The 21,573-nt window shown below is 37.6% G+C and carries 17 protein-coding genes; 3 read left to right on the top strand and 14 right to left on the bottom strand.

The window, feature by feature from the left end; genetic code table 11:
• From O3636_RS09380 to hprK, 5 genes are all read right to left on the bottom strand, one after another.
• Window positions 1–3,004, bottom strand: a 3,004-nt coding sequence (locus O3636_RS09380; RefSeq protein WP_371642842.1) for a YSIRK-type signal peptide-containing protein, incomplete at its 3' end; no start/stop codon positions are given.
• A 390-nt stretch (window positions 3,005–3,394) separates the two neighbouring features.
• Window positions 3,395–3,790 carry a YtxH domain-containing protein gene (locus O3636_RS09375; protein ID WP_033679926.1) on the bottom strand — a complete coding sequence of 132 codons (396 nt, stop codon included), beginning with the start codon at window positions 3,788–3,790 and terminating at the stop codon, window positions 3,395–3,397.
• A gap of 15 nt (window positions 3,791–3,805) precedes the next feature.
• Entirely contained in the window at window positions 3,806–4,189 is a 384-nt protein-coding gene (locus O3636_RS09370; RefSeq protein WP_000895040.1) for a DUF948 domain-containing protein, read from the bottom strand.
• On the bottom strand, window positions 4,190–4,978 hold the full coding sequence (gene lgt, locus O3636_RS09365) for a prolipoprotein diacylglyceryl transferase (RefSeq protein WP_371642836.1): 789 nt from the start codon (window positions 4,976–4,978) through the stop codon (window positions 4,190–4,192).
• Window positions 4,971–5,906, bottom strand: coding sequence for an HPr(Ser) kinase/phosphatase (gene hprK / locus O3636_RS09360; RefSeq protein ID WP_371642834.1), 936 nt, complete (start codon window positions 5,904–5,906; stop codon window positions 4,971–4,973). The genes lgt and hprK overlap by 8 nt, the downstream gene beginning before the upstream one ends.
• Window positions 5,907–6,002: 96 nt before the next feature.
• Here hprK and O3636_RS09355 point away from each other — a divergent pair, with 96 nt between their 5' ends.
• On the top strand, window positions 6,003–6,194 hold the full coding sequence (locus O3636_RS09355; RefSeq protein WP_084928666.1) for a hypothetical protein: 192 nt from the start codon (window positions 6,003–6,005) through the stop codon (window positions 6,192–6,194).
• A gap of 39 nt (window positions 6,195–6,233) precedes the next feature.
• On the opposite strand, the gene rpsU is transcribed toward O3636_RS09355, so the two are convergent.
• Complete coding sequence (gene rpsU / locus O3636_RS09350; protein ID WP_000048054.1) at window positions 6,234–6,410, bottom strand: 30S ribosomal protein S21; 177 nt, start codon at window positions 6,408–6,410, stop codon at window positions 6,234–6,236.
• Between the two features lie 151 nt (window positions 6,411–6,561).
• The gene (locus tag O3636_RS09345) at window positions 6,562–7,269 is read right to left on the bottom strand and encodes a glucosamine-6-phosphate deaminase (RefSeq protein WP_371642832.1); all 708 of its coding nucleotides are present in this window, start codon (window positions 7,267–7,269) and stop codon (window positions 6,562–6,564) included.
• 150 nt (window positions 7,270–7,419) lie between these two features.
• Here O3636_RS09345 and queA point away from each other — a divergent pair, with 150 nt between their 5' ends.
• Window positions 7,420–8,448: a tRNA preQ1(34) S-adenosylmethionine ribosyltransferase-isomerase QueA gene (gene queA, locus O3636_RS09340; RefSeq protein WP_033676732.1), complete on the top strand. Its 1,029-nt coding sequence runs from the start codon at window positions 7,420–7,422 to the stop codon at window positions 8,446–8,448.
• 73 nt (window positions 8,449–8,521) lie between these two features.
• Here the strand turns inward: queA and O3636_RS09335 are convergent, their stop codons facing one another.
• Genes O3636_RS09335 through O3636_RS09315 form a run of 5 tightly spaced genes read right to left on the bottom strand, consistent with a single transcriptional unit; the run spans window position 8,522 to window position 13,220 of the window.
• A complete protein-coding gene (locus O3636_RS09335) occupies window positions 8,522–9,382 on the bottom strand; it encodes a YihY/virulence factor BrkB family protein (RefSeq protein WP_371642830.1) in 861 nt (286 codons plus the stop codon).
• A 27-nt stretch (window positions 9,383–9,409) separates the two neighbouring features.
• Window positions 9,410–11,464, bottom strand: a complete 2,055-nt coding sequence (locus O3636_RS09330; RefSeq protein WP_371642828.1) for a cation:proton antiporter — start codon at window positions 11,462–11,464, stop codon at window positions 9,410–9,412.
• Between the two features lie 11 nt (window positions 11,465–11,475).
• Entirely contained in the window at window positions 11,476–11,730 is a 255-nt protein-coding gene (locus O3636_RS09325; RefSeq protein ID WP_000361084.1) for a hypothetical protein, read from the bottom strand.
• Window positions 11,723–12,280 (bottom strand): class I SAM-dependent methyltransferase, encoded by a 558-nt coding sequence (locus O3636_RS09320; RefSeq protein WP_371642826.1) that lies wholly within the window; start codon window positions 12,278–12,280, stop codon window positions 11,723–11,725. The genes O3636_RS09325 and O3636_RS09320 overlap by 8 nt, the downstream gene beginning before the upstream one ends.
• Entirely contained in the window at window positions 12,264–13,220 is a 957-nt protein-coding gene (locus O3636_RS09315) for a TIGR01212 family radical SAM protein (RefSeq protein WP_371642824.1), read from the bottom strand. Before O3636_RS09315 ends, O3636_RS09320 begins: the two co-directional genes overlap by 17 nt.
• Before the next feature lie 91 nt (window positions 13,221–13,311).
• On the opposite strand from O3636_RS09315, the gene O3636_RS09310 reads away from it, so the two are divergent.
• A complete protein-coding gene (locus O3636_RS09310) occupies window positions 13,312–13,671 on the top strand; it encodes a DUF3397 family protein (protein WP_004242853.1) in 360 nt (119 codons plus the stop codon).
• 241 nt (window positions 13,672–13,912) lie between these two features.
• On the opposite strand, the gene O3636_RS09305 is transcribed toward O3636_RS09310, so the two are convergent.
• Together O3636_RS09305 and O3636_RS09300 are read right to left on the bottom strand one after the other, a co-directional pair.
• A complete protein-coding gene (locus O3636_RS09305) occupies window positions 13,913–14,221 on the bottom strand; it encodes a hypothetical protein (protein ID WP_000734667.1) in 309 nt (102 codons plus the stop codon).
• 486 nt (window positions 14,222–14,707) lie between these two features.
• A complete protein-coding gene (locus O3636_RS09300; RefSeq protein WP_371642822.1) occupies window positions 14,708–21,277 on the bottom strand; it encodes a S8 family serine peptidase in 6,570 nt (2,189 codons plus the stop codon).
• Window positions 21,278–21,573 lie beyond the last annotated feature (296 nt).

Below are 21,573 nucleotides of genomic sequence, written 5' to 3'. Positions count from 1 at the left end.
CTACTGTTTCTGTAATGGTTCCATCTGCTGGATTTACTTCGTAAGTAGTGGTTACTGTGCGTGATCCTGCTTGGCCTGCCTCTTCCACATTTGGTTGATCTTTGGCGCGTGTATCATCTTTCACATATTTCTTAGGTGATGGGATTACTGTTGTTTCTACTTTATCCTTCGCTGCGACTTTGACAATAGTATTAGTTGGTTCTTTCGTACGAACTGGCTTGCCTACTGTTGGAGTAATAGCTCCTGTCTTAGGATCTACTGTGTACGTTGTGGTAATCGTTTCTTCTCCAGGAGTTCCTTCTTTTCTAACTGGTTCTGAATCTTTGTCACGACTCTCGTCTTTTTCATAGACAACAGGTGATGGTACTACTCTCTTCTCAACTGTTGGTTCTTTCGTTTTCCCATAAGTTCGCACGGTTGTTGGAGTTACCTTACCTGTTTTTGGATTAACTTCATAGGTAGTGGTATCAATCACATCGCGACCTTGGTCATCCTTATTACGTTCAACCTTAGTTTTCGCACCAACTTTAACAATTGTCTTACCTGCTGGGGTGACTACTGGGTTGCCAACGTGTTCTGTGATATGACCATCGTTTGAATCTACATCGTAAGTGGTTGTAGTAACCGTTTTACCTTTTTTACCCTCAGTACGATGAGATGGTGTACCGAAGTTTTTTTCAACATCTTTAACATACTCAACTTCAGGTTCAATTGGCGTTTCTACTACTTTATCCTTCGCTCCCACTTTCACAACTCTAGCTATTGGTCTATATACGACTTCTGGTTCGCCTTTTGATGGAGTTAGGGTTCCATTTACTGGATTTACGCTATAGGTTGTGGTGACTTTAGTTTGTCCTGCTTTCCCTGGAAATTGAACGGTATTAGTACCTTTTGGACTGTTCACATCTTTTAAATAAACTGGTGTGGGTTCAACTGAACTATACTCAACTATATCCCTCGCGCCACCTCTATTGACTACTTCTTCCTTCTCAGTCGAAGTAAGACTGCCAGTTTTTGAGTTTACTGTGTAGCTTGTTGTCTTCTTAACAACGTCGGCTCCTTTTTTAATGTATTCTACTTCATCCTTGGCTGCGACTTTGACAACTGTTTCTGTTGCCGGTTTCTTAACTACTGGTTGTCCTACATGTTCAATAAGATCTCCAGTTTTAGGATTGACACTATAAGTTGTTGTTACCGTCTGTTCTCCGGTTTTTCCAGGTACTTCAACATTAGCTTGTCCTTTTTCGCGTGTATCATCTTTTACGTATTTCTTAGATGATGGGATTTCTGTTGTTTCTACTTTGTCCTTAGCTCCATCTTTCTTAAACATTTCATCAAGTGTATTTTTAGTAATCTGTCCTGTATCAGGATCTTTCATACTCACAGTTGTTGACTTAATGATGTCATCTCCGTGTTTGCTATATACAACAGTTTCGCCAACTTTTTCTAGAGACTTAGCTGTAGCAATCTTAGGATTTTGAAAACCTATTCCATCTAAGGAAATTCGTTTCCCAGAAATAAACTCTCGTCGTCTATTAATCATATCATTTTCAAAATAAGAACGTGAACTATGACCCCCTTTTGTATTCCCAACATTTATGACAACATCACTATCATTACTGACACTTTTTCCTATAGTAGAATCGTTATTAACTATATAATGTCTCATTTTCCCAGACTGAGCTATTTTTTTACTATCTAAACCTTTTTGCCAAAATTCAGATGAGGAGAAAAGACCTGTCCTTACTTTTGGAGCATTAAATGTTGTTCCTTTTTTTAATACATTATCATAAAAGTTTCTATAAGCCAACTGTTCTTTAGGAATAAGGTATCTACTGTCAGAATAGGCCAACTGATAGGCCTCAACCATGGCACGCTGAACCAAATATCCTCCTAAAGAATGTCCTGTCAGATAAAGATTGGTGATGCTATTATCCTTAGCTAATTCACGCATAATTTCTTCTGCATCTTTCCCTTGCTGAGGATTGCTACCTGTTCCAAGTACTGCATCAGCCACAATATCGTTACCACCACTTGTTCCTCGAAACGCTAATACTTGAGCAGTCCCATTTGGTAAAAACGGAAAATCACTCTTTGTTTCAAATAACACTGCATCTAGTCCGCTAGATGTATGATAACTTTTCTTTCTTTTCCAATAAGGAGCTAATTCCCTATTCATCATCATATATTCATAGCGTGGTTTTGTATCACCATTCTTTTTATATAAGTCCGCCTCTTTTAATTGCTTCTTATGATTTAAAACTTTATCAATATAATCATCATTACGGTAGGACAATTCCATGAACATAATCATATCACGTTCACTTACATTCCATTTTAATTTTTCATCTGGCTTTTCTTTACTGTCAATAATACCATCACCATCAGTATCTTCTAGTAACGGATGACTATTATATCCTACATACTTTTTCCCGCCTTTTTCATAAATATAAATTTCATCTTTATTACTTAGATAATCCTCATCTGTATAATCATTCGGCTTCAACTCAGGTCCATCTAGTAATAGGCTATCATACTTATCACCTTCTGAACCGATTATTCCTGCTTTGATTTTTTTAGCATCTTCCTCAGTCAATTCATATTTTTTAATCTCGGAAGGATTGGATGCTGCTCTCACCGCTGGAGTACTTGATCTGTCTTCACCCGCTACGGAAATCCTTGTGGTCAAGCTATTATTTTCTTTATTCCCAGATGTCTCAAGTTCTGTAGTTCTTGTAGATATCATTGGAATATCTTTTGGGGCTGGACTGGAAATATCACCTCGATTTTCTGGCGAACTTTGAGCCTCTTCTTTGTTCTCCACAGTAGGGATCGAATTCCCTCTTTCAGCATTAGCCCCTATCTCTGTTGCCAAATTATTTCCCGTAGAAGCAAGCACTCCCTGGGATGGTGTAAATAAGGCAACTCCTATTAATACAGAAGCCACTCCAACAGAAAACTTTCGAATCGAAAAACGTTGACGTTTATTAAAAATATCTTTCATTTTACAAACTTTCTTTCTAACTATTTTTTATAAAATAGAGGGTTCTAATATTTTCCCTTGACAAAATACTAAATCGCTTCTTGACTAAAATTTTAGAGCTTTTCCTCCACCTTATCATAAACTACCACATTGATTTCTAATCATAGAAAAATGGATTGCTTAATGTTGCTAAAATATAAAAAAATGTAAATATTTTACTTCTAACACTGCCATTATACCATAAAAAATCATAACACTCATGTATTTTAAACAAAGATTTGTCAAATAGTCTTTAAAAACAAAAAAACGCATAATATCAGGCATTTACAGTCCTCAATACTATGCGTTTTATCTTATACAATTTACTAAATTTGCGACTACTATTGAATTTTTTATCCAACTCTGTCAAATCTAGATTTTTTCTTCTTCGATATCAATCACAATCTCTTCTGATTCATCAAGAGTTTCGGCCTTTTCTTGCCATTGTTCCTTGAGATTGTTGAATTGTTCTTTTGAGACTTCTGTTGCTTGACGGGCACATGATTTGGCTTGAGCAAGTACACTGTCCACAGTGATTTCACCTGACTCAACCTGTTCTTTGGTTTTAAGAACAAAATCTGTAGCCTGTTCCTTGACTTCTGTCAGTTTTTCACAGACCTGCTCCTTGGCATACTCAGGATCTTCTCTCAAATCATCTAGAAAATCTTGAGCCTGACTGCAAACTTGTTTGCCCTTGTCACTTGTTAAAAACAAGGCAAGAGCTGCACCTGAAACGGTTCCTAAAAGGATTGAGGATAATTTTCCCATAAGGATTCTCCTTTTTTATTTTTTAAAAAATTTACTTGCAAGACGAAGAGCTGACAGACTTGCACCAGTCTTGAGTGTTTTTGAACCTGCTGATGAAGCTTTCTTGCTCAAGACACGCGCATGGTCATTGAGGTCTGAAACAGATAGAGATAAATCTGCAACAGCACTAAAGAGTGGATCAATCGTTGCCACCTTGACATTGATATCATCTGCCAAGACATTAACCTTAGCCAGCAATTCATTGGTATGATGTAAGGTCACATCCACATCTGAAGTTAAGGTTTTAATCGTCTTTTCTGTTTCATCGATAACACGTCCAAGCTTTTGTACAGTAATGATTAGATACACTAAAAATACAATCAAAGCAAGGGCTACAAGAATATATGCAACTTCTAACATTTAGTTTTCCTCCTCTGTAACATAGTAAGGGGCCTTCTTTCGATTTTGATATAGAATGATAAAAATACCGAGACCGATAAGGACAAATGATAGCCATTGAGACACTCGAAGTCCAAAGAACATGAGGCTATCTGTCCGCATGCCTTCGATGACCATACGACCAAAACCATACCAAATCAAATAAAAGGCAGTGATATGACCTCGTCTGAGGCTCTTCCATTTTCGTCTGGCAATCAAAATCAAGGCAAAACCAAGTAGATTCCATAGAGACTCATAAAGGAAGGTCGGTTGACGGTAGCTCCCCTCGATATACATCTGGTCACGGATGAAGCCAGGTAGATAATCCAGATTATCCACTGCAGCTCCGTAGGCTTCTTGGTTAAAGAAATTTCCCCAGCGTCCCAGACTTTGAGCAATCATGACGCTAGGCGCCGCGATATCTAGAAAATCCCAAGTATTGATGAGCTTACGATCAGCAAAGATATAGAGGACAAGAGCCCCGGTAATTAAACCACCGTAAATAGCCAAACCACCATTCCAAATGGCAAAAATCTCTCCGACATTCTGACTATAATAATCAAAACGGAAAATAACATAGTAGAGACGAGCCCCTAAAATAGCCAGAGGAAAGGCTATCAAGATAAAATCTAAGATATCGTCTGGTATGATCTTCTTTCTAGGCGCTTCTTTCATAGTCAAATAAACCGCAAGAATCAAGCCTGTCACAATACACAAGGCATACCAACGAATGGCTAGAGGGCCAAGATGAATAGCAATTGGATCAAGCATTAGGCACCTCGTTTTGAGCAATGAGATTTGTCAAGCGTTCTTCGAACAAACGGGTCGCATCAAAGCCCATTTCCTTGGCACGATAATTCATGGCAGCTGCCTCAATCACAACAGAGATATTCCGACCTGTTTTAACTGGGATGCGGATACGAGGAATAGCAACGCCAGAAATTTCAAGTTCCTCTGCATTGTTTCCCAGACGATCAAAGGTCTTATGTGTATCGTAATTTTCCAAATAAACAGCCAGCTGAACTTGTGAAGAGTCCTTGACAGCACTGGCACCGTAGAGGCTCATAACATCGATAATCCCAACCCCACGAATTTCAATCAGGTGTCTCAAGATTTCAGCCGGTTCACCCCAAAGAGTAATCTCATCCTTGGCAAAGATATCGACCCGGTCATCAGCTACCAAGCGGTGACCACGTTTGACAAGCTCTAAACCTGTCTCACTCTTACCGATACCACTATCGCCTTGAATCAAGACACCCATCCCATAGATATCCATCAAAACACCATGAACACTGGTACGTTCTGCTAAACGTGAATCCAGATAGCTAGATAACTCTCCAGACAAACGACTAGTAGCCGTACGGCTGGTTAAAATGGCAATCTTACATTCTCTGGCTGCCTTTAACATCTCCTCTGGAACCACCAAACCACGGGCAACAATGACCGCAGGTGTCTCAGGTAAAAACATTTTTTTCAAAACTTCATAACGGCTGTTGGAAGGCATGCTGATCAGATAAGACCACTCCTTCATCCCCAAGAGCTGGATCCGCTCTGGCGTGTAGTAGTCAAAATAGCCTGTCATTTCAAGACCAGGTCGCGTAATATCCGCTGTATTGATTTCCTTTTCAAGCAATGCTGGTTCGCCATAGACAATGTCTAGTCTAAGCTTTTCAATCACTTCTTTTACTAAAACCGACATCATTTCCTCCTTCAATCGAGTTCTTTTTACTATTATATCAAATTGTGGGAGGAAGTTTCAGATTTTTGCAGGCTTTGGAGTATTTATTTATACTCAATGAAAATCAAAGAGCAAACTAGGAAACTAGCCGCAGGTTGCTCAAAACACCGTTTTGAGGTTGTAGATGGAACTGACGAAGTCAGCTCAAAGCACTGCTTTGAGGTTGTAGATGAAACTGACGAAGTCAGTAACCATATCTACGGCAAGGCGACGTTGACGTGGTTTGAAGAGATTTTCGAAGAGTATTAAAAGAAAAAGGACTAGATTTCTCCAGCCTTTCATTTCTAATTAGAATTTTTTACGTTTACGAGCTGCTTCTGATTTACGTTTACGTTTTACAGAAGGTTTTTCATAGAATTCACGTTTGCGTGTTTCTTGAAGAGTACCAGCTTTAGTAACCGCACGTTTGAAACGACGAAGTGCGTCGTCAAGAGATTCATTCTTACGTACTACTGTTTTAGACATTTTTTTCACTCCCTTCAAGTTCAAGATCTATTCTATTTTACACGTAAAAGGAATAATTGTCAAGAAAAAATGCGGTTTAATTTTTATTTTTTCTTCCATTTATACAAGAGTTTAAAGCACTCAGATAGAAGAAACTGAAGGGGTTCGTTTTTTATTTTTCAAGCAAGCTGAGCGCTTCAGCATCTGCAATAATGGTCACATCTGGGTGGTTTTGTAGGCTACTTGCTGGTAGGCTCTCAGTCACTGGGCCAGACACGGTTCCGGCAATGGCTTCTGCTTTCGACTCACCGTAAGCAAAGAGAAGGATTGACTTGGCATCCAAAATGTTTTTAATCCCCATTGAAATGGCTTGGGTTGGGACGTCTTCAATCTTGTCAAAAAAGCGCGCATTGGCTTCAATAGTAGACTGGTCCAGTTCGACTAGATGCGTTTGACTGTCAAAAGGAGTACCAGGTTCATTAAATCCGATATGTCCATTGCGACCAATTCCCAAGATTTGCAGGTCAACTGGATGGTCAGCCAAAATTTGGTTGTAGCGTTCAACTTCAGCTTCAGCATGATCCTTAACCCCACGAGGCAAGAAACTTTCTTTAAATGGTTTTTGGTTGAACAAGTTTTCTTGCATGAAGTGACGGTAAGACTGAGGATTGTCGCCATCAAGGCCTACATACTCATCAAGGTTGACACTGGTTAGATTTGAAAAATCAAGGTCGCTTTCAACAATTTCCTTGTAAAATTCAAGTGGGCTACTTCCTGTCGCAAGTCCTAGGGTTTGAGCGCCGTTGGCCAATTTTTCCTTCAAAATCTCAAAAGCTACTTTTCCACCTTCAACTTGGTTTTCAACTTTAATAACTTTCATCTTTTCATCCTCCATTTCTGTCTATATTTATTATATGGTATAGACCAATTTTTGTCAAGTGAAAACGATTTAATTTCTAAAAAAAGAGCGACTATACTTGAAACATGTTATAATGGATAGGATTAGAACTTAGAAAGAATGAACAGATATATGAATACAGCTGATTTTGATTTCCACTTGCCTGAAGAATTGATTGCCCAAACACCCCTTGAAAAACGAGATGCCTCTAAACTCCTCATCGTCAACCGTGAGACGGGAGAAATGCAGGACAAACACTTCCACTCTATTATTGATATGCTGGAACCTGGTGATGCCCTTGTCATGAACGACACCCGAGTTCTCCCTGCCCGCCTCTATGGTCAAAAGGAAGAAACTGGAGGCCATGTAGAGCTTCTCCTGCTCAAAAACACTGCTGGAGATGAGTGGGAGGTTCTGGCTAAACCTGCCAAACGCCTCAAGGTCGGTACTCGTGTTAGCTTTGGTGATGGTCGTCTCAGCGCTGTTGTTACGGAAGAATTGACTCACGGGGGCCGCATTGTCCGCTTTGAATACCAAGGAATTTTCCTAGAAGTTTTGGAAAGTCTGGGAGAAATGCCATTACCACCTTATATCCATGAAAAACTGGATGACCGTGAACGCTATCAAACCGTTTACGCCAAGGAAAGTGGCTCTGCTGCTGCACCTACTGCTGGTCTTCACTTCACCAAAGAACTGCTGGCAGAAATCCAAGCTAAAGGAGTTCATCTAGTCTATCTGACTCTTCATGTCGGACTCGGAACCTTTAGACCCGTTTCAGTTGACAATCTGGACGAACATGAAATGCACTCAGAATTCTACCAACTTTCTGAGGAAGCTGCTACCACTCTTCGATCTGTCAAGGAAAATGGAGGCCGTGTCATCGCTGTCGGAACCACTTCTATCCGCACCTTGGAGACTATTGGTTCCAAATTTAATGGGAAAATCCAAGCAGATTCTGGCTGGACCAATATCTTTATCAAACCTGGCTATGAATGGAAGGTCGTGGATGCCTTCTCAACCAACTTCCACCTGCCAAAATCAACTCTGGTTATGTTGGTTTCTGCCTTTGCTGGCCGTGAATTAGTCTTAGACGCTTATCACCATGCCATTCAAGAACACTACCGCTTCTTTAGTTTTGGCGATGCCATGTTTATCTACTAATTTTCACAATCAAAAAGCGCATATTATCAGGCAATAAAACCTTGATAGTATGCGTTTTGTTATGGATAAAGAATTAGTCTGTTCTCAAGCCCTTATCTTTCAAGCTCTGAACACTGGCATTGATCACCGCACCGACAATCAAAATCTTAGCGATGAGAATAAACCAGAACATCATGACCACCACGACGACGGAACTGAAAAAGCGGACGTCCACTAGGTGATTGACATAATTATTGATATAGACTGAAAAGATATTGAGTAGTAAGGCCAGAGTCAATAAGACAAAGGCACTACCTGGCAATACAGAGCGAATCCTTCGCACCTTGACATTAGGCAGAAAATAATAAAGCATGACCAAGATGGCAAAAATCAAGGCATAGATCAAGGGACCTGTGAGGTCTTGCAGATAATCAAAGAGAGGACTATCCGAATTCCAATAGCTTTTGACAAGGTTGAGGAGCATACGGCCAAAGACACTCAGAAAAAGAGCTAAGGCAAAGAGAATCTGCAGACCAAAACTGACAAACAAACTCATGAGTTGATGAGAAATCATCCCACGATTTTTTGCTACTCCGTAAGCTTTATTAAAGGCTTTCTGTAGGAAATTCATGGATTTTGAAAAGGTCCAGAGGGCTGACAAAACCGCAAAACTTAACAAGCCCGTTGACGGTTGAGTCAGTACTTCTGTAATAATCTTTGCGACCACATCATAGACCGTATCCGGCAAAAATTCATTGACAACCTTTAAAAAATTGGAAACTGGAATCTGAAAATAGGGGAGGATATTGACCACCACCAAAAGCAGGGGGAAAATTGAAATCAACCAATAGTAGGCTACTGCGACACTAGTCAATTCACTATCTGAGGCTTGATAATAATGCAAAAAAGCTTTTACTAAAGGTTTGTCTGTCAGCTCTTTCCACCACTTCTTCATATCACACTCCTTCACTTACACTCTTGATTAATTTCTTCTTACCAATTCCACCATATCATAAGGGAGGGTATTGGCAGCTTCCTTCAAGGAATAGTTTTCTAGGTTATTTACATTTTGTCGTAACTTCTTGGCATACTTGGTCGTAATCAATCGTTTTTCTTCATATTCGAAAATCAACTTGCGCTCCAGATAATAGCCTCTCAGCATTTCATCGATATTGTTGGGTTTAACACGATTGATAACCCGTTCGACAAAGGCACCACTGGTGATGATAGCTGTTTCTCGGAGACGAGAATCCTGCATGAAGCTGATTAAAGAACTCTTATAAACCCCTTTAAGGTTCTCCAGACTTTCGATAATTATCTCTGTATTTTCTAGATAGAGCTCTGCTATTTGATCATAGTCAAGGGCTCTAAGTTTCTGTGATTCTTCATTTTTCCAACTACGGAAGGTCTTACCTAAGGTAAAAACTTCATGCAGGAGAAAACGTAAAATCCGCAAGGAAACAAGGAAATAATAGGTCAATCGTGACGCGAACTTACGATTGATACTTTGTTCCATGTTTTTCAAATAACGTTGGTAAACTCGATAGGCACGCTCACTCATCTTTTCCTCTTCGTAAGCCTGTTCTAAACCATCACTTTCAATACTGAGGATGAGAAGTTTCAAGGCCTCCCAGTCTTCTTGAGCCCCCTTATTTTCTTGACTCAAGATAAGATTCTCTATTCGTCCATGGTAATTGTCAATGGCTGCATAGAGAGGGAGCTTATTTCTGGTATCTTCCAACTCTTTTTCCAACTCTATCGTTACTTCATTCAAAATGGCGATATGCATGAGATAGTCCTTACTTTCTTCCTGTTCATCAGAAAGATGAGGCAAGACTACGAGACCTGTTAAAAAGCTTACAAGCGTCACACCTGCGACAAGGAAAAGCAAGAGAGGATACTCCTGTTCTAGATTACTTGGTATCAGAAGGATCGTAGCAATCGACACGGTTCCCTTGACACCTGAGAAAGTCAAAAGAAGCATGTCCTTCATATACTTATTTAGCTTTTTCTTGAGACGTCTAGTCCTATAGGCATAATAGCCATAAATCATGACAAAACGAATGGCAAAGAGGACAAATGTAAGGGCTATAAGAGATACCAATAAAAGTAAGGAATTATAGATTGAATTGGTCAAGATAGGTTCTGCTATCATTTCCAACTCCATCCCTAAAATCACAAAGACAGAACCGTTCAGCATAAAATTCACTGTATGCCAAACCGTCTCGGTTACTGTATCCACTTGTGCTTCGAGGAGCGTAATTTTCTTAAAACGGCTTGCCTTTAAAATCCCAGCAACTACAACGGCAATAATCCCTGAAACGTGGACTTCTTCTGCTAGGAAGAAGGTCACCAGAGGCAAACTCAATTCTAATAAAAGTTCGCTGGCAATATCCGTTGCTCTCACACTCAGCAAGAAGCTATGTAGGAAACGGTTAGTCATTGCTGTTACAAATCCAATTAAAAAACCGCCTAGGATTGAAAAGATGAGCGAACTACTCGCTTGCCCAAGGGAAAAGGCTCCAGTTGTCCAGGCTGTCAAGGCAACCTGAAAGGCAACCAAACCAGAAGCATCATTCAAGAGTCCTTCACCTTTAAGAATATTGGACACGCGCTTAGGAAAGCTAAAGCGTTCCGAAAGAGAGGCAAAGGCCACCAAGTCCGTAGGCCCAAGGGCTGCCCCAACAGCCAAGCAAGCCGCCAAGGGAAGACTGAGCCAAAGAAGATGGGCCAAACCTCCCAAACTCAGGGTCGAGATGAAAATCACTGGAAATATGAGATAAACAATGATTCGCCAGTGTTTTAAAATAGCCGTAATATCCGCTTCTTCCGACTCTCGGAAAAGCAAGGGCCCAATAACCAGTGCCAAAAACAACTCTGTATTGAGATGAAAGTCGGTATTGGGTAAAAAGAGACCAATCACAATTCCCAAAAGAATTTGCACCAAAGGAAGAGGTAAAAAGGGCAGGAGCTTATTGGTTGTACTAGAGACAATCAAAACCAGTAAAAATAGGATGAGGTAAATCAGTAATTCCACGCACGTCCTCCTTAATCTTTTTTACAACAGAATTCAAAAATCTCCTTCTGCTCTTTGATTTTTTGGTCAATCTTGGAACAATCCTTGTGCTCAATTTTTCTCTGGCACCGTTCCATTTCAAGAGCAACTAATTTTTTCTTGATTTTAAGCATTTTTTTGCTCATATGCGCTTGGTCTAACACACCTACTGCTCGTTCGTGGTGGGTTGATTCAACAAAATTCTGGCGCATGGCATCCAGCTTTTCACGTAGGTATTGTTTATCCATGTCTATATCTCTCTAATTTTTCAATCATTACTAAAAATGGTGGGTTGTTGACTTGGTTTAAAGTTCGGTAAATAGCAGCTGTGTACTCTTGTTGGTTCAACTGGCTAACAAAATCCAAGACAGCATCCCTCTCGAGGTCGCCTCCTTCATGACCATAGTAGATCATGATAGCAATCCGTCCCCCTTTGACAAGCAAATGACACAGCTTTTCTAAGGCTTCAATAGTCGTCTGAGGTTGGGTGATGACAGACTTATCAGCTGATGGCAAATAGCCCAGATTGAAAATTCCTGCCTTGGCTTCTGTCACAAACTGGTCCAGTGTCTCATGGCCTTGCAAGATTAACTGGGCATTTGTCATTCTAGCATGGTCCAAACGCTCTTGCGTCTTTTCCAAGGCTTGTTCCTGAATATCAAAAGCATAGACTTGCTTAGCCAGCTTGGCTAGAAAAAGCGTGTCATGACCATTTCCCATAGTCGCATCCACTACGATATCCTCTTTTGTCACTACCTCAGCCAAAAAATCATGTGCCATCTCAAGTGGTCTTTTCATTTTCAAACTCCTGTTTTATAGCCTTGCATCCTTGAACACTTCCACGACGTCGCATCTCCATCTCAATACTGTTGAGAACTTCCCATTTATTGAGGCTCCACATAGGACCAATCAGCATATCTCTAGGTGCATCTCCTGTGATTCGATGGATGACAATATGTTTGGGAATGATTTCCAATTGGTCGCAGATGACCTTTACATATTCGTCCTGGCTCATCAACTGCAAACGTCCCTCGTGGTAGTCCCGTTGCATACGCGTATTGGTCATCAGGTGAAGCAAGTGCAGTTTAATTCCTTGAATATCGTTATCGGTGACACAGCGGCGGACATTTTCAAGCATCATCTCATGGGTTTCACCAGGAAGTCCATTGATCAGATGGGAAACAATCTCAATCTTAGGATACTTTCTCAAACGCTTGACCGTTTCCACGTACAATTCATAGGAATGGGCACGGTTAATCAAGTCAGAGGTTACTTCAAAAGTGGTCTGCAAGCCCAATTCAACCGTCACATGCATTCGCTCCGATAACTCAGCCAAATATTCAATAGTTTCATCTGGTAAACAGTCTGGGCGCGTTCCGATATTGATTCCTACTACACCTGGCTCGTTGATAGCCTGCTCATAGCGCTCTCGGATGACTTCCACCTTTTCATGGGTGTTGGTAAAATTTTGAAAATAAACCAGATACTTCTGAACCTCTGGCCACTTACGATGCATGAAGTCAATTTCCTTATAAAATTGCTCACGGATAGGCGCATCCGGTGCCACAATGGCATCTCCAGAACCTGAAACCGTACAAAAAGTACAGCCTCCATGAGCCACAGTCCCATCACGATTGGGACAGTCAAACCCCGCATCAATAGGGACTTTAAAGGTCTTTTCGCCAAAGAGTTTTCGATAATAATCATTCAAGGTATTATAAGATTTCATAACTTTCATTATAACAAAAATCACCCACAATCTCAAAAGCCTGACTTTCCTATAAATTCCTCTGTTTCTCGTTTCCATTAGCCTTTTTTTATGATACAATATGGGTATGATTTTAATGAAATTAGCATCTATTTTATTATTGATACTGACCTTGGTCGTCTGCATTATCATAACCAAACTTTTTAGATTAAAAAAACTAGGACGAAATTTTGCGGATTTGGCTTTTCCAGTCTTGGTATTTGAATATTACCTTATTACAGCTAAAACCTTTACCCATAATTTCCTCCCTAGACTGGGCCTAGCCCTCTCACTCCTAGCCATTATTCTCGTTTTTTTCTTCCTTCTGAAAAAACGTAGCTTTTACTATCCTAAATTCATCAAATTCTTCTGGCGTGCAGGATTCTTATTAACCCTTGTTATGTATATCGAGATGATTGTTGAATTGATGGCTCAGAAATAAAAAACTAAATCGAAAACACCTCAATCAAACTAAAATACAATGATTGAAGTGTTTTTTTCTTTATATCTTTTTTAATAATTCTTATACTCAATGAAAATCAAAAAGCAAACTAGGAAGCTAGCCGCAGGTTGCTCAAAGCACTGCTTTTAGGTTGTAGATAGAACTGACGAAGTCAGCTCAAAACACTGTTTTGAGGTTTCAAATGGAAGCTGACGTAGTTTGAAGAGATTTTCGAAGAGTATTATTTTCCTTCTTTATCAGGAAATAGATAGCCAATACCTACACAAGCTAGCACACCTGCTCCAATCACCAAGCCACTTGAAATTGGCAAAAGGTCCAAAATTGCATTCGCAATAATAAAGGCAATAATCAAACACATCAGACTAGCCTTGTAATCCTTTTTCAAAAGATTCTCTAGAGTGAAAAAGAGGAACAAGCCTACCGGAATCAATGACCAGAGGTTAATGTCCAAACTTGGCCAGCCAACAGAACCAAAATACACTACTGTCGCTGCTGCTACTAAAAATACAAGCCCCAATAATTTTTTCATTTCTTTATCTCCAATTTCTTTTTTAGGAACTTGAGTTATCTGATATTGATACCTCACGTCCCTTACACAAATCATTATAGCAGAGGTAAATTTCAAGAACAAGTTCTTTTGCCTATCTGGTCTCTATATCGGTCTAAGTGGTTGAATAATAGCGATAAAATAAGGAATCAGGTAAAAAACTTCCTTCCAAATAAAAAGGAATTAAGCAACCAAACGCTACTTAATTCCTTGAAATTGTCTCATCACCTCTATTAGCCTTTAAATTTTGATAGACTATATTTTCTAATCAATGTGACCAATATTGTCAATACTAACCCTCGCAATCAATTCATTAGTTGTCGAAACTAAGTCCATTAATAAATCCAAAAAGAGTATCAATAGTAAAGTAAACTAAATAATTGAGTTATAAATAGCTATTTTCACAAAATTGTTTCATCATCACACTATCTAATCTCAGTACACAAACCATTTTTCTATAGCTTTTTCTTAATCTTGATCTTTTTTCTTCAATCCAAGAAATGCACCTACAGTAAACATTATTCCGGCAACTAATGACGTGAAGACTTCGCTAACTGTTCCGGTTTTTGGCAACCTATCATTGTTAGTAGTTGATTTACTATCAATATTGGTATGTTTATTAGCTATATTCTCTGGTTCATTAAGATAAACTTCTTTCTTATTTTCAAAGTTTTTATCATTTTTATCAGGAACTGTAGCTGTAACATCCTTAGTTGAATCAGATCTTTGACTTTCATCTAATTGACTATAATTTACTTGTACAGGAACTGTAGTTTTGACATCTTTAGTTGAATCAGATTTGTGTGAATGATTTTCTCTTTGTAAATCCTCTTTTCTGTGACTTTCATCTAATTGATTATGATTTGCTTGCACCTTATCTTTCTTTTTGGATACATCAAAAGTAGGTTTATTTTCCTCTTCCTTTTTCTCCTCTATTTTCTTGAATACAGGTTTTATAAGGGTATCTTTTGATAGATTAATAACATAACCAGCATCTTTTTTCCCTTCGACACCAGAAATTTCCCAGCCATCAAATTGATAGCCTTTTTCTAATTCACCCTCATAGACAGGTAAAATGAAATCTTCTTCCGACACTATCTTAGAACTCATTTCTTTTCCATTTTGAATGGTCACAGTTACCATCTGAGGTTTTAATTCGCTCACCTCTCCCGTATCTTTGTTTAAAATGAATTCTTTTACGGTCGTATTTCTTGCAAAATCTTTTACAAGAATCTTAATGTTTAGTGTCTTATCTGTTAGTTGTTTAATATCATCAAATGATTTGTATTCTTTTCCATTTACATAAATATGTTTGTCTTGAATCTCACCATCGAATCCATTACTTCTTTTATCATTGATGTTAAAGACAATAGATTTTCCATCAGCATATTCAATACTAGTATTTCCCTTAGGATCAATGTTTACTTCTGGTTTAACATTATCATATAAAAATTGATAGTGTACTCCAACCGCTTTCGCATTCAAATCGCTATAGCCAGTTTGAAGATAAACATTTCCATCCATATCTGTTACCTTATCTGGGAATCCGTTTGCTTTATAGTCTTTCATTCCCCAGTCCATGATGTCACCGTCTTTAACATTAAGCTTAACGTTAAAATCTCTAGTGTTATCAATGTGTAAATCTCCGTAGATTAAATAATTATCTACAACAGATTCATTAACTCTCAACTCCCAGTTAAAACCACCCTTATCAGAAATCTTACCTCTTAAATAAAATTCTGGATTTCGTACATAAATTTTATTAGATTTAGATGGATTAAAGTAGTTCTTGTCCATTGAAAGGTTTACTGGTTTTGCATCAATAAATAACGTAGAGCCATCTTCTTTTATAGCTTCTACATTGGACTTATCCTCTCCAGTGTACTCTTTATCATCTTTACCGAATAATACAAGTTTAGAAGGATCTGTTACAAGATTTCCATCTTTATCGATTGCCTCCCCTTTATCGTTCATTTTAAATCTAAACACTTGATACCTTACAATGTTAAAGCCGTCCAAAGCCGACATTAATACTGATTGAGTACTTCTTCCATCTTCAACATTTCTACTATCAGCATAAATTATTTTTTCTGATAAGGCTCTTAGATTAGGATTGGCCTTTTGTATTTTTGCTATATCTTCCTTGCTATAGACTCCATTTCCTTCTAACATATCCGTTTTTCCAGGATTATAGGTAGTCACTTTTAGTGCATAGCCTTTTCTCAGAATGATATTATCCTTTAATAGATATTGTTGTTTTTCTGAATCAGAATAGATTTTACCAGATTCCATTTCAGTTAAATTGTTTGGTTTATTTTTTGAAAGATCTCCTTCTCCTAATTCTATTACATTCCCATAACTTGATGCATAGGGATATTCTGTTTTAGTTTCCTTATTTTTTTCAGGCATTCTAATCTTCGTTTCGGCTTTTATCTGATCATCATCTTTAACAAAGAATCTCATATCTCCTGCAAAAGCTAATCCATCCACAATATCATTAATATTAGCGTATAAATCAAATGTCATCGTTTTTGAGTGGGAATCATACTTGGTCGTTTTGATTTCTATAGATTTATAATTATTTCCATAATATACCTTGGCATTTTTAGAAACATTACTTATCTTTCCAAGAATTTCAAAGTGTCCATCTTTAGACGGGCTTAGAACACCATAAATTTTTGATTTTATTTCGTCAAGTTTTTCAGTTTCATATTCTAAGGCACTACCATCGTCATAAGCAATGATATTTCCCTTATCATCGTATTTATAATCGTATTCTTCTGTCCTCTTACCAGTTTCACTTGTAAAGTCATCAACTTCTCTAAATTTCTTTTTAATGAGTTTCTTCAAGTCTTTACTTTCAAACTCTCTAATTGTTGAAATCGTTTTATGAATAGTCAAGCTAGATTTTTCTTCGATAGATTCTTCATTTTCTTGATGATGTTCTACTTCAGTTGTATCTTTTTTAAGACTATCCTCTTTTCTATTTTCTAAATTTTTAAATTTAGATTCGGCAATCTCGCCAAGTTTTTGGTATTTAGATGAATCTTGATCAGGATCTACTAGATAATAGGAAATCATCCCCTTTTCATCAGCATGATCAGCAAATTTAATTCTATGAATCTTTGTGAAATTGCTAGAGCCATCTAGTGCAATGACTTCAATGATTTTTCCTCTTAAATCTCCTGCACCATTAATTTCATAAATGGTATTTCCGTCTTTGTCAAGTTTCCTATTTCTTCCTTGACCCTCACCTGCATAAGTTACTTCAAGATTTTTCTCAACTTCTCCATCTTCATTAACCAGAGCGGCGCCGGCATACCAAACTTCGTTTGCAATCTCGTCAAATTTTTCAGGATGTTCTTTCTGATCTCTCGCAAATAGGGTTTCATTCTTGTATTGATCTTTTACCTTGTGATAAGTATCCTTTGTAATCAACTTAATTTTTTCAGGGTTTGAAAAATCAATTGAAACAATCTTAGGAGCTGTGTTATCAATTTTTACAGGAATATAGGAAACCTGCCATGGGTAATCTTTAGTTAATCTATATTTAAATTTATAGAAATATTGACCTTCCGCAATCGGTTCAAATTGACCTCTTATCCTAGTAGCTGGATCTTTGGTATCCTTGCTTTCTGGTGCATTTTCTTCTTTCCCTCTAGGATTATAGATGAGTCCATCCCATTTCAAGTCGCCCCAAACTTTTAGCTTAGAAGATTTGATTCCCTTTGCATCATTTCTTTTAGAGTTTAAAATTCCTTTAACAAAGTGTTCTCTCGAAATGACTTTTAAGTCTCTTTGATTTTCTCCCTCTTTATTTGTATTTACTATTGAAATCATTCCTTCTTCTGCACTTCTTAATACAAGTGGAGAAGGTGTTAATCCTCTCTCAAGTTGAGCATCTTGAGGATTTCCATTTGAATCTAAAGGATAAATTTTAGCAATATTAGAACCACTTGATGATGGTGCGTTGATCCCTTCGTTATTGAAAGCAAATAATTCTGGATTTTGATCTAGTGATGTTGTATTTTTATCTTTTCTATTTTGTATAACTCCTGCTGGATTAAATTTATCTATACCATGTTCTCCACCAATTCCCTTATTTAAGGTTCCTGGAATTTTTGGTTTACCATCATCATCATAACCTTCCATTGTTTTTGATTTTGAACCTTCTTCCCAGGCCCATTTATCAAGGATTGGTTCTTTGTTCCAATCCCCAGCAAATCCCATTAGAGGCATTGATAAAGAAGGTTGGAAATTTGTTTTCTTCCCATTGGAGTTTAGAGCTTCCATTTCTTCCACTGACTCAAAATGAATAAATGATTCTACGAATTTATTTTTGTTTTTTGCTTCCCCAACGTTTATAACCGCATTTAAATCAAAGCTAGAATTTGCTCCTATGGTAAAAGTATCATGCTCAAATGTGATATTTGCTCCTTTGACTTTTTCTGGGTGGATTTCTGGAACAATTTGCTTCCCATCTGGAGATTTTTCGTCTTTATATGTTTCATCCAGTTTTAGTCTATCAGTTAGAGCATCTGTAGTTATCGCTGATGCTGAAACTTTAAAGGTTAAAGGTCTGTTTGATGTATTGTGAAGCTTAATTGTAAAATATTTTTCTTCTCCTTTTATTTCTTTAAGAGAAATAGAACCATAAGAGTTTACCAAACCTTTAGAATCCTTGTTTTTGAAAGTCGCTACAACTTCATTTCTCAAAGCATTGGCCACATTAATTAGCCCTGCTCCCTGTTGTCTAGGTGATGCAAAGTATTGACTTTTTTCTTTCCAAGACGTTGCATCCATCATCGGTCGCGCAGTATTTTGTAGAGCAATTTTTGTAAGACTTGTAAGATCTATTTTGTCATCTCCCTCAAGATTTTTCAATACAGGTCTTTCAAGCATTTCCTTTAACTTCGGTCTAATCAAAACAGTAGAAGCTGCTACGATTGGAGTTGCCATACTAGTTCCTGACATATAGCCATAAGTTGATTTCCCATTAATGACATTGAGAGTAGATTTAATGTTTTTACCAGGTGCTGAAACATCGGGTTTTAAAAGTAAATCTATTCTTGGTCCCCAAGATGTGGATCCTGCTGGAACGATGACATCTTCTTTATACAATTCTTTGTCTGTGTCAGGTGCAAACTTAAAGTCAATCTCTTTTTCGTCACCTACATTCGGTTTATTAGAATTATAGCTTGCCATATCAATTGGATAGTATTGCTCCAATTTATCTTTGAAATCTTCCTTACTATTTCTTTTAACCTCAGTTTTTTTATCAGGATTAATCATGTTCCATAACTTTACACCATCATCTCCTGAAATTGAAAATACTTGACTTTTAGTCCCTTCATCCGCTTCATATCCCATGGCTGGAAGCTCTGTCCAATTATCTCTATTGTAGTAATTGACAGTATTTACAACCATAATGGCGCGTGCGCCCTTATCCGTAGCTCGTTTAAAAGCATTTTTTAAATCCTTGGTATAAATTCGATCCATTACTGCAATTTTGCCCTTAAGATCCAATCCTATCAAATCTTGGTCTTGACCCTTGCCTATATATACAAAATTTAATTTACTAGGAGCTTTTGAACCGTCTTCATTTGTTGTGATTTTATTCTTATCGAAAAAGGCCCCTATATTTCTGTATTTAAAATTTTCTCCACCTATGTTGACTTTATCAAACTCAACTGTCTGATTTTTAGCAGAAGCGACCGCTATCGCATCTTCATGTGCTGCAGTTCGCGTTACATTTCCAGTATCTGTCATTTTCAGATTATTATTTGCCACTAAATCCCATGAAGAACTTGAAGCAGAAGTCGCATAGTTACCCGTAGCTACAACCATTGGAATGCCTGCTTTTCTTAACGCTCTAATAGCTTCCCAATATTTCTCACCTACAAGACCTGTTCCTGTAAAGCCAGATGATACTGAAACAACATCGACATTGTGTTTGATCGAATCTTCAATAGCATGAAACATTGTTTCATCTCCTGCGAAGCCAGATCCTGCGTCAGAGTACATTTTATAAGAGAAGATCTGTGCATTAGGAGCAATTCCATCTATTCCGTTAAAGTTTTTAATATCTTTTTCAGTATCATTTCCCGCAAGAATCCCTGCAATATGCATTCCATGTGGATCAAAATAATCGCTTCCATCATCAGCTTTTTCTACAGTAATTTTACCACCATTATAATAATTGAAAGCATGAGGGATTTTATCACTCAACCAGAAATTTTTATCAGTACCTTTTAAGTCTTCTTTTTTGAATCTCATTGAGCCTTTAGCATCATCATCAATCCTCATGGCCTTATGCCTATAATCTGTCCCGGTATCGATATTTGAAATGACCATACCTCTACCATCAAAATTTTTACCAAATGGAGCATTGATAGATTTTAGGTAATCAATTGCCTCTTCAACTCCAATTTCCTTTCTAGCATGATTCATCATTGGCTGGACTTTTTGTGATCGTTCAACCGATGAGATACCTTCTATTAGTTTAATTTTGTCCAGATTATCTGGAGTTGTTTCTATTGCAACACCATTAAAAACCGTATCATAAGTATATAAAACTTTTGTATCCTTAAGATTAGATAATTCCTTGATTGCTTTTTCTCCAGATTCTTTATCTTTAAATTCAGCAATATAGACAAGTTTATCCTCTTTTTTGAGATTTTCTGGGTCTTTACTTGCAGATGAGTCCGCTTTATCTTCTTGGGATGGATTGGAATCTTCTTTGATTTTTTCTTCTTCATTGCTAGTTTTGTTATCTATCGCAGATTCTTTACTAACAACTTCTTTTTCCTCAATAACCGTTGTTTTCTTCTCTTCAGTATCCTTTGAAGTTTCTATAACATTATGAATATCTTCAAGTTTTTCTTTGTTTTCGTTTTGTTTACCTACTACTTTTTCTTTATCAGAGATATTTAAAGCATCTTCAGAGCTAGATGTGTCTGCTAGGATTCCCTCGTTAGGGACATATGCTGCTAAAATAACTGCAGCTGTGGTTAATGACAATACTGTACTTTTTTTCATTTTAATTCCTTACATATTTATTTAAATTCCAATAGATAGAAAACTTTAACTTTGCTAGCCTTTGTTATAAAAAGTTTTACTAAGTATTATCTAGGAAATAGAGTAGTGCATTTATATATAATTGTTAACTCTCTGAAAATAGTATATCAATTAAAAATTTTTAAGTCAAGAAAAATTAATATACATTAATTTATTTTTTAACACACGTTAAAAATATAGAATCAAAAACTTTCGTAGTTAGCTGGGGTACATTATCAGAACATTCATACCATCAAAAATAGTAGCAATCAACTTAA

Origin of the sequence: Streptococcus sp. 27098_8_76, assembly GCF_041432315.1 — a bacterium.
Taxonomy (GTDB): Bacteria; Bacillota; Bacilli; order Lactobacillales; family Streptococcaceae; genus Streptococcus.
The sequence above is the reverse complement of the archived record's forward strand: the minus strand, read 5'-3'. Positions and strand labels throughout refer to the sequence as shown.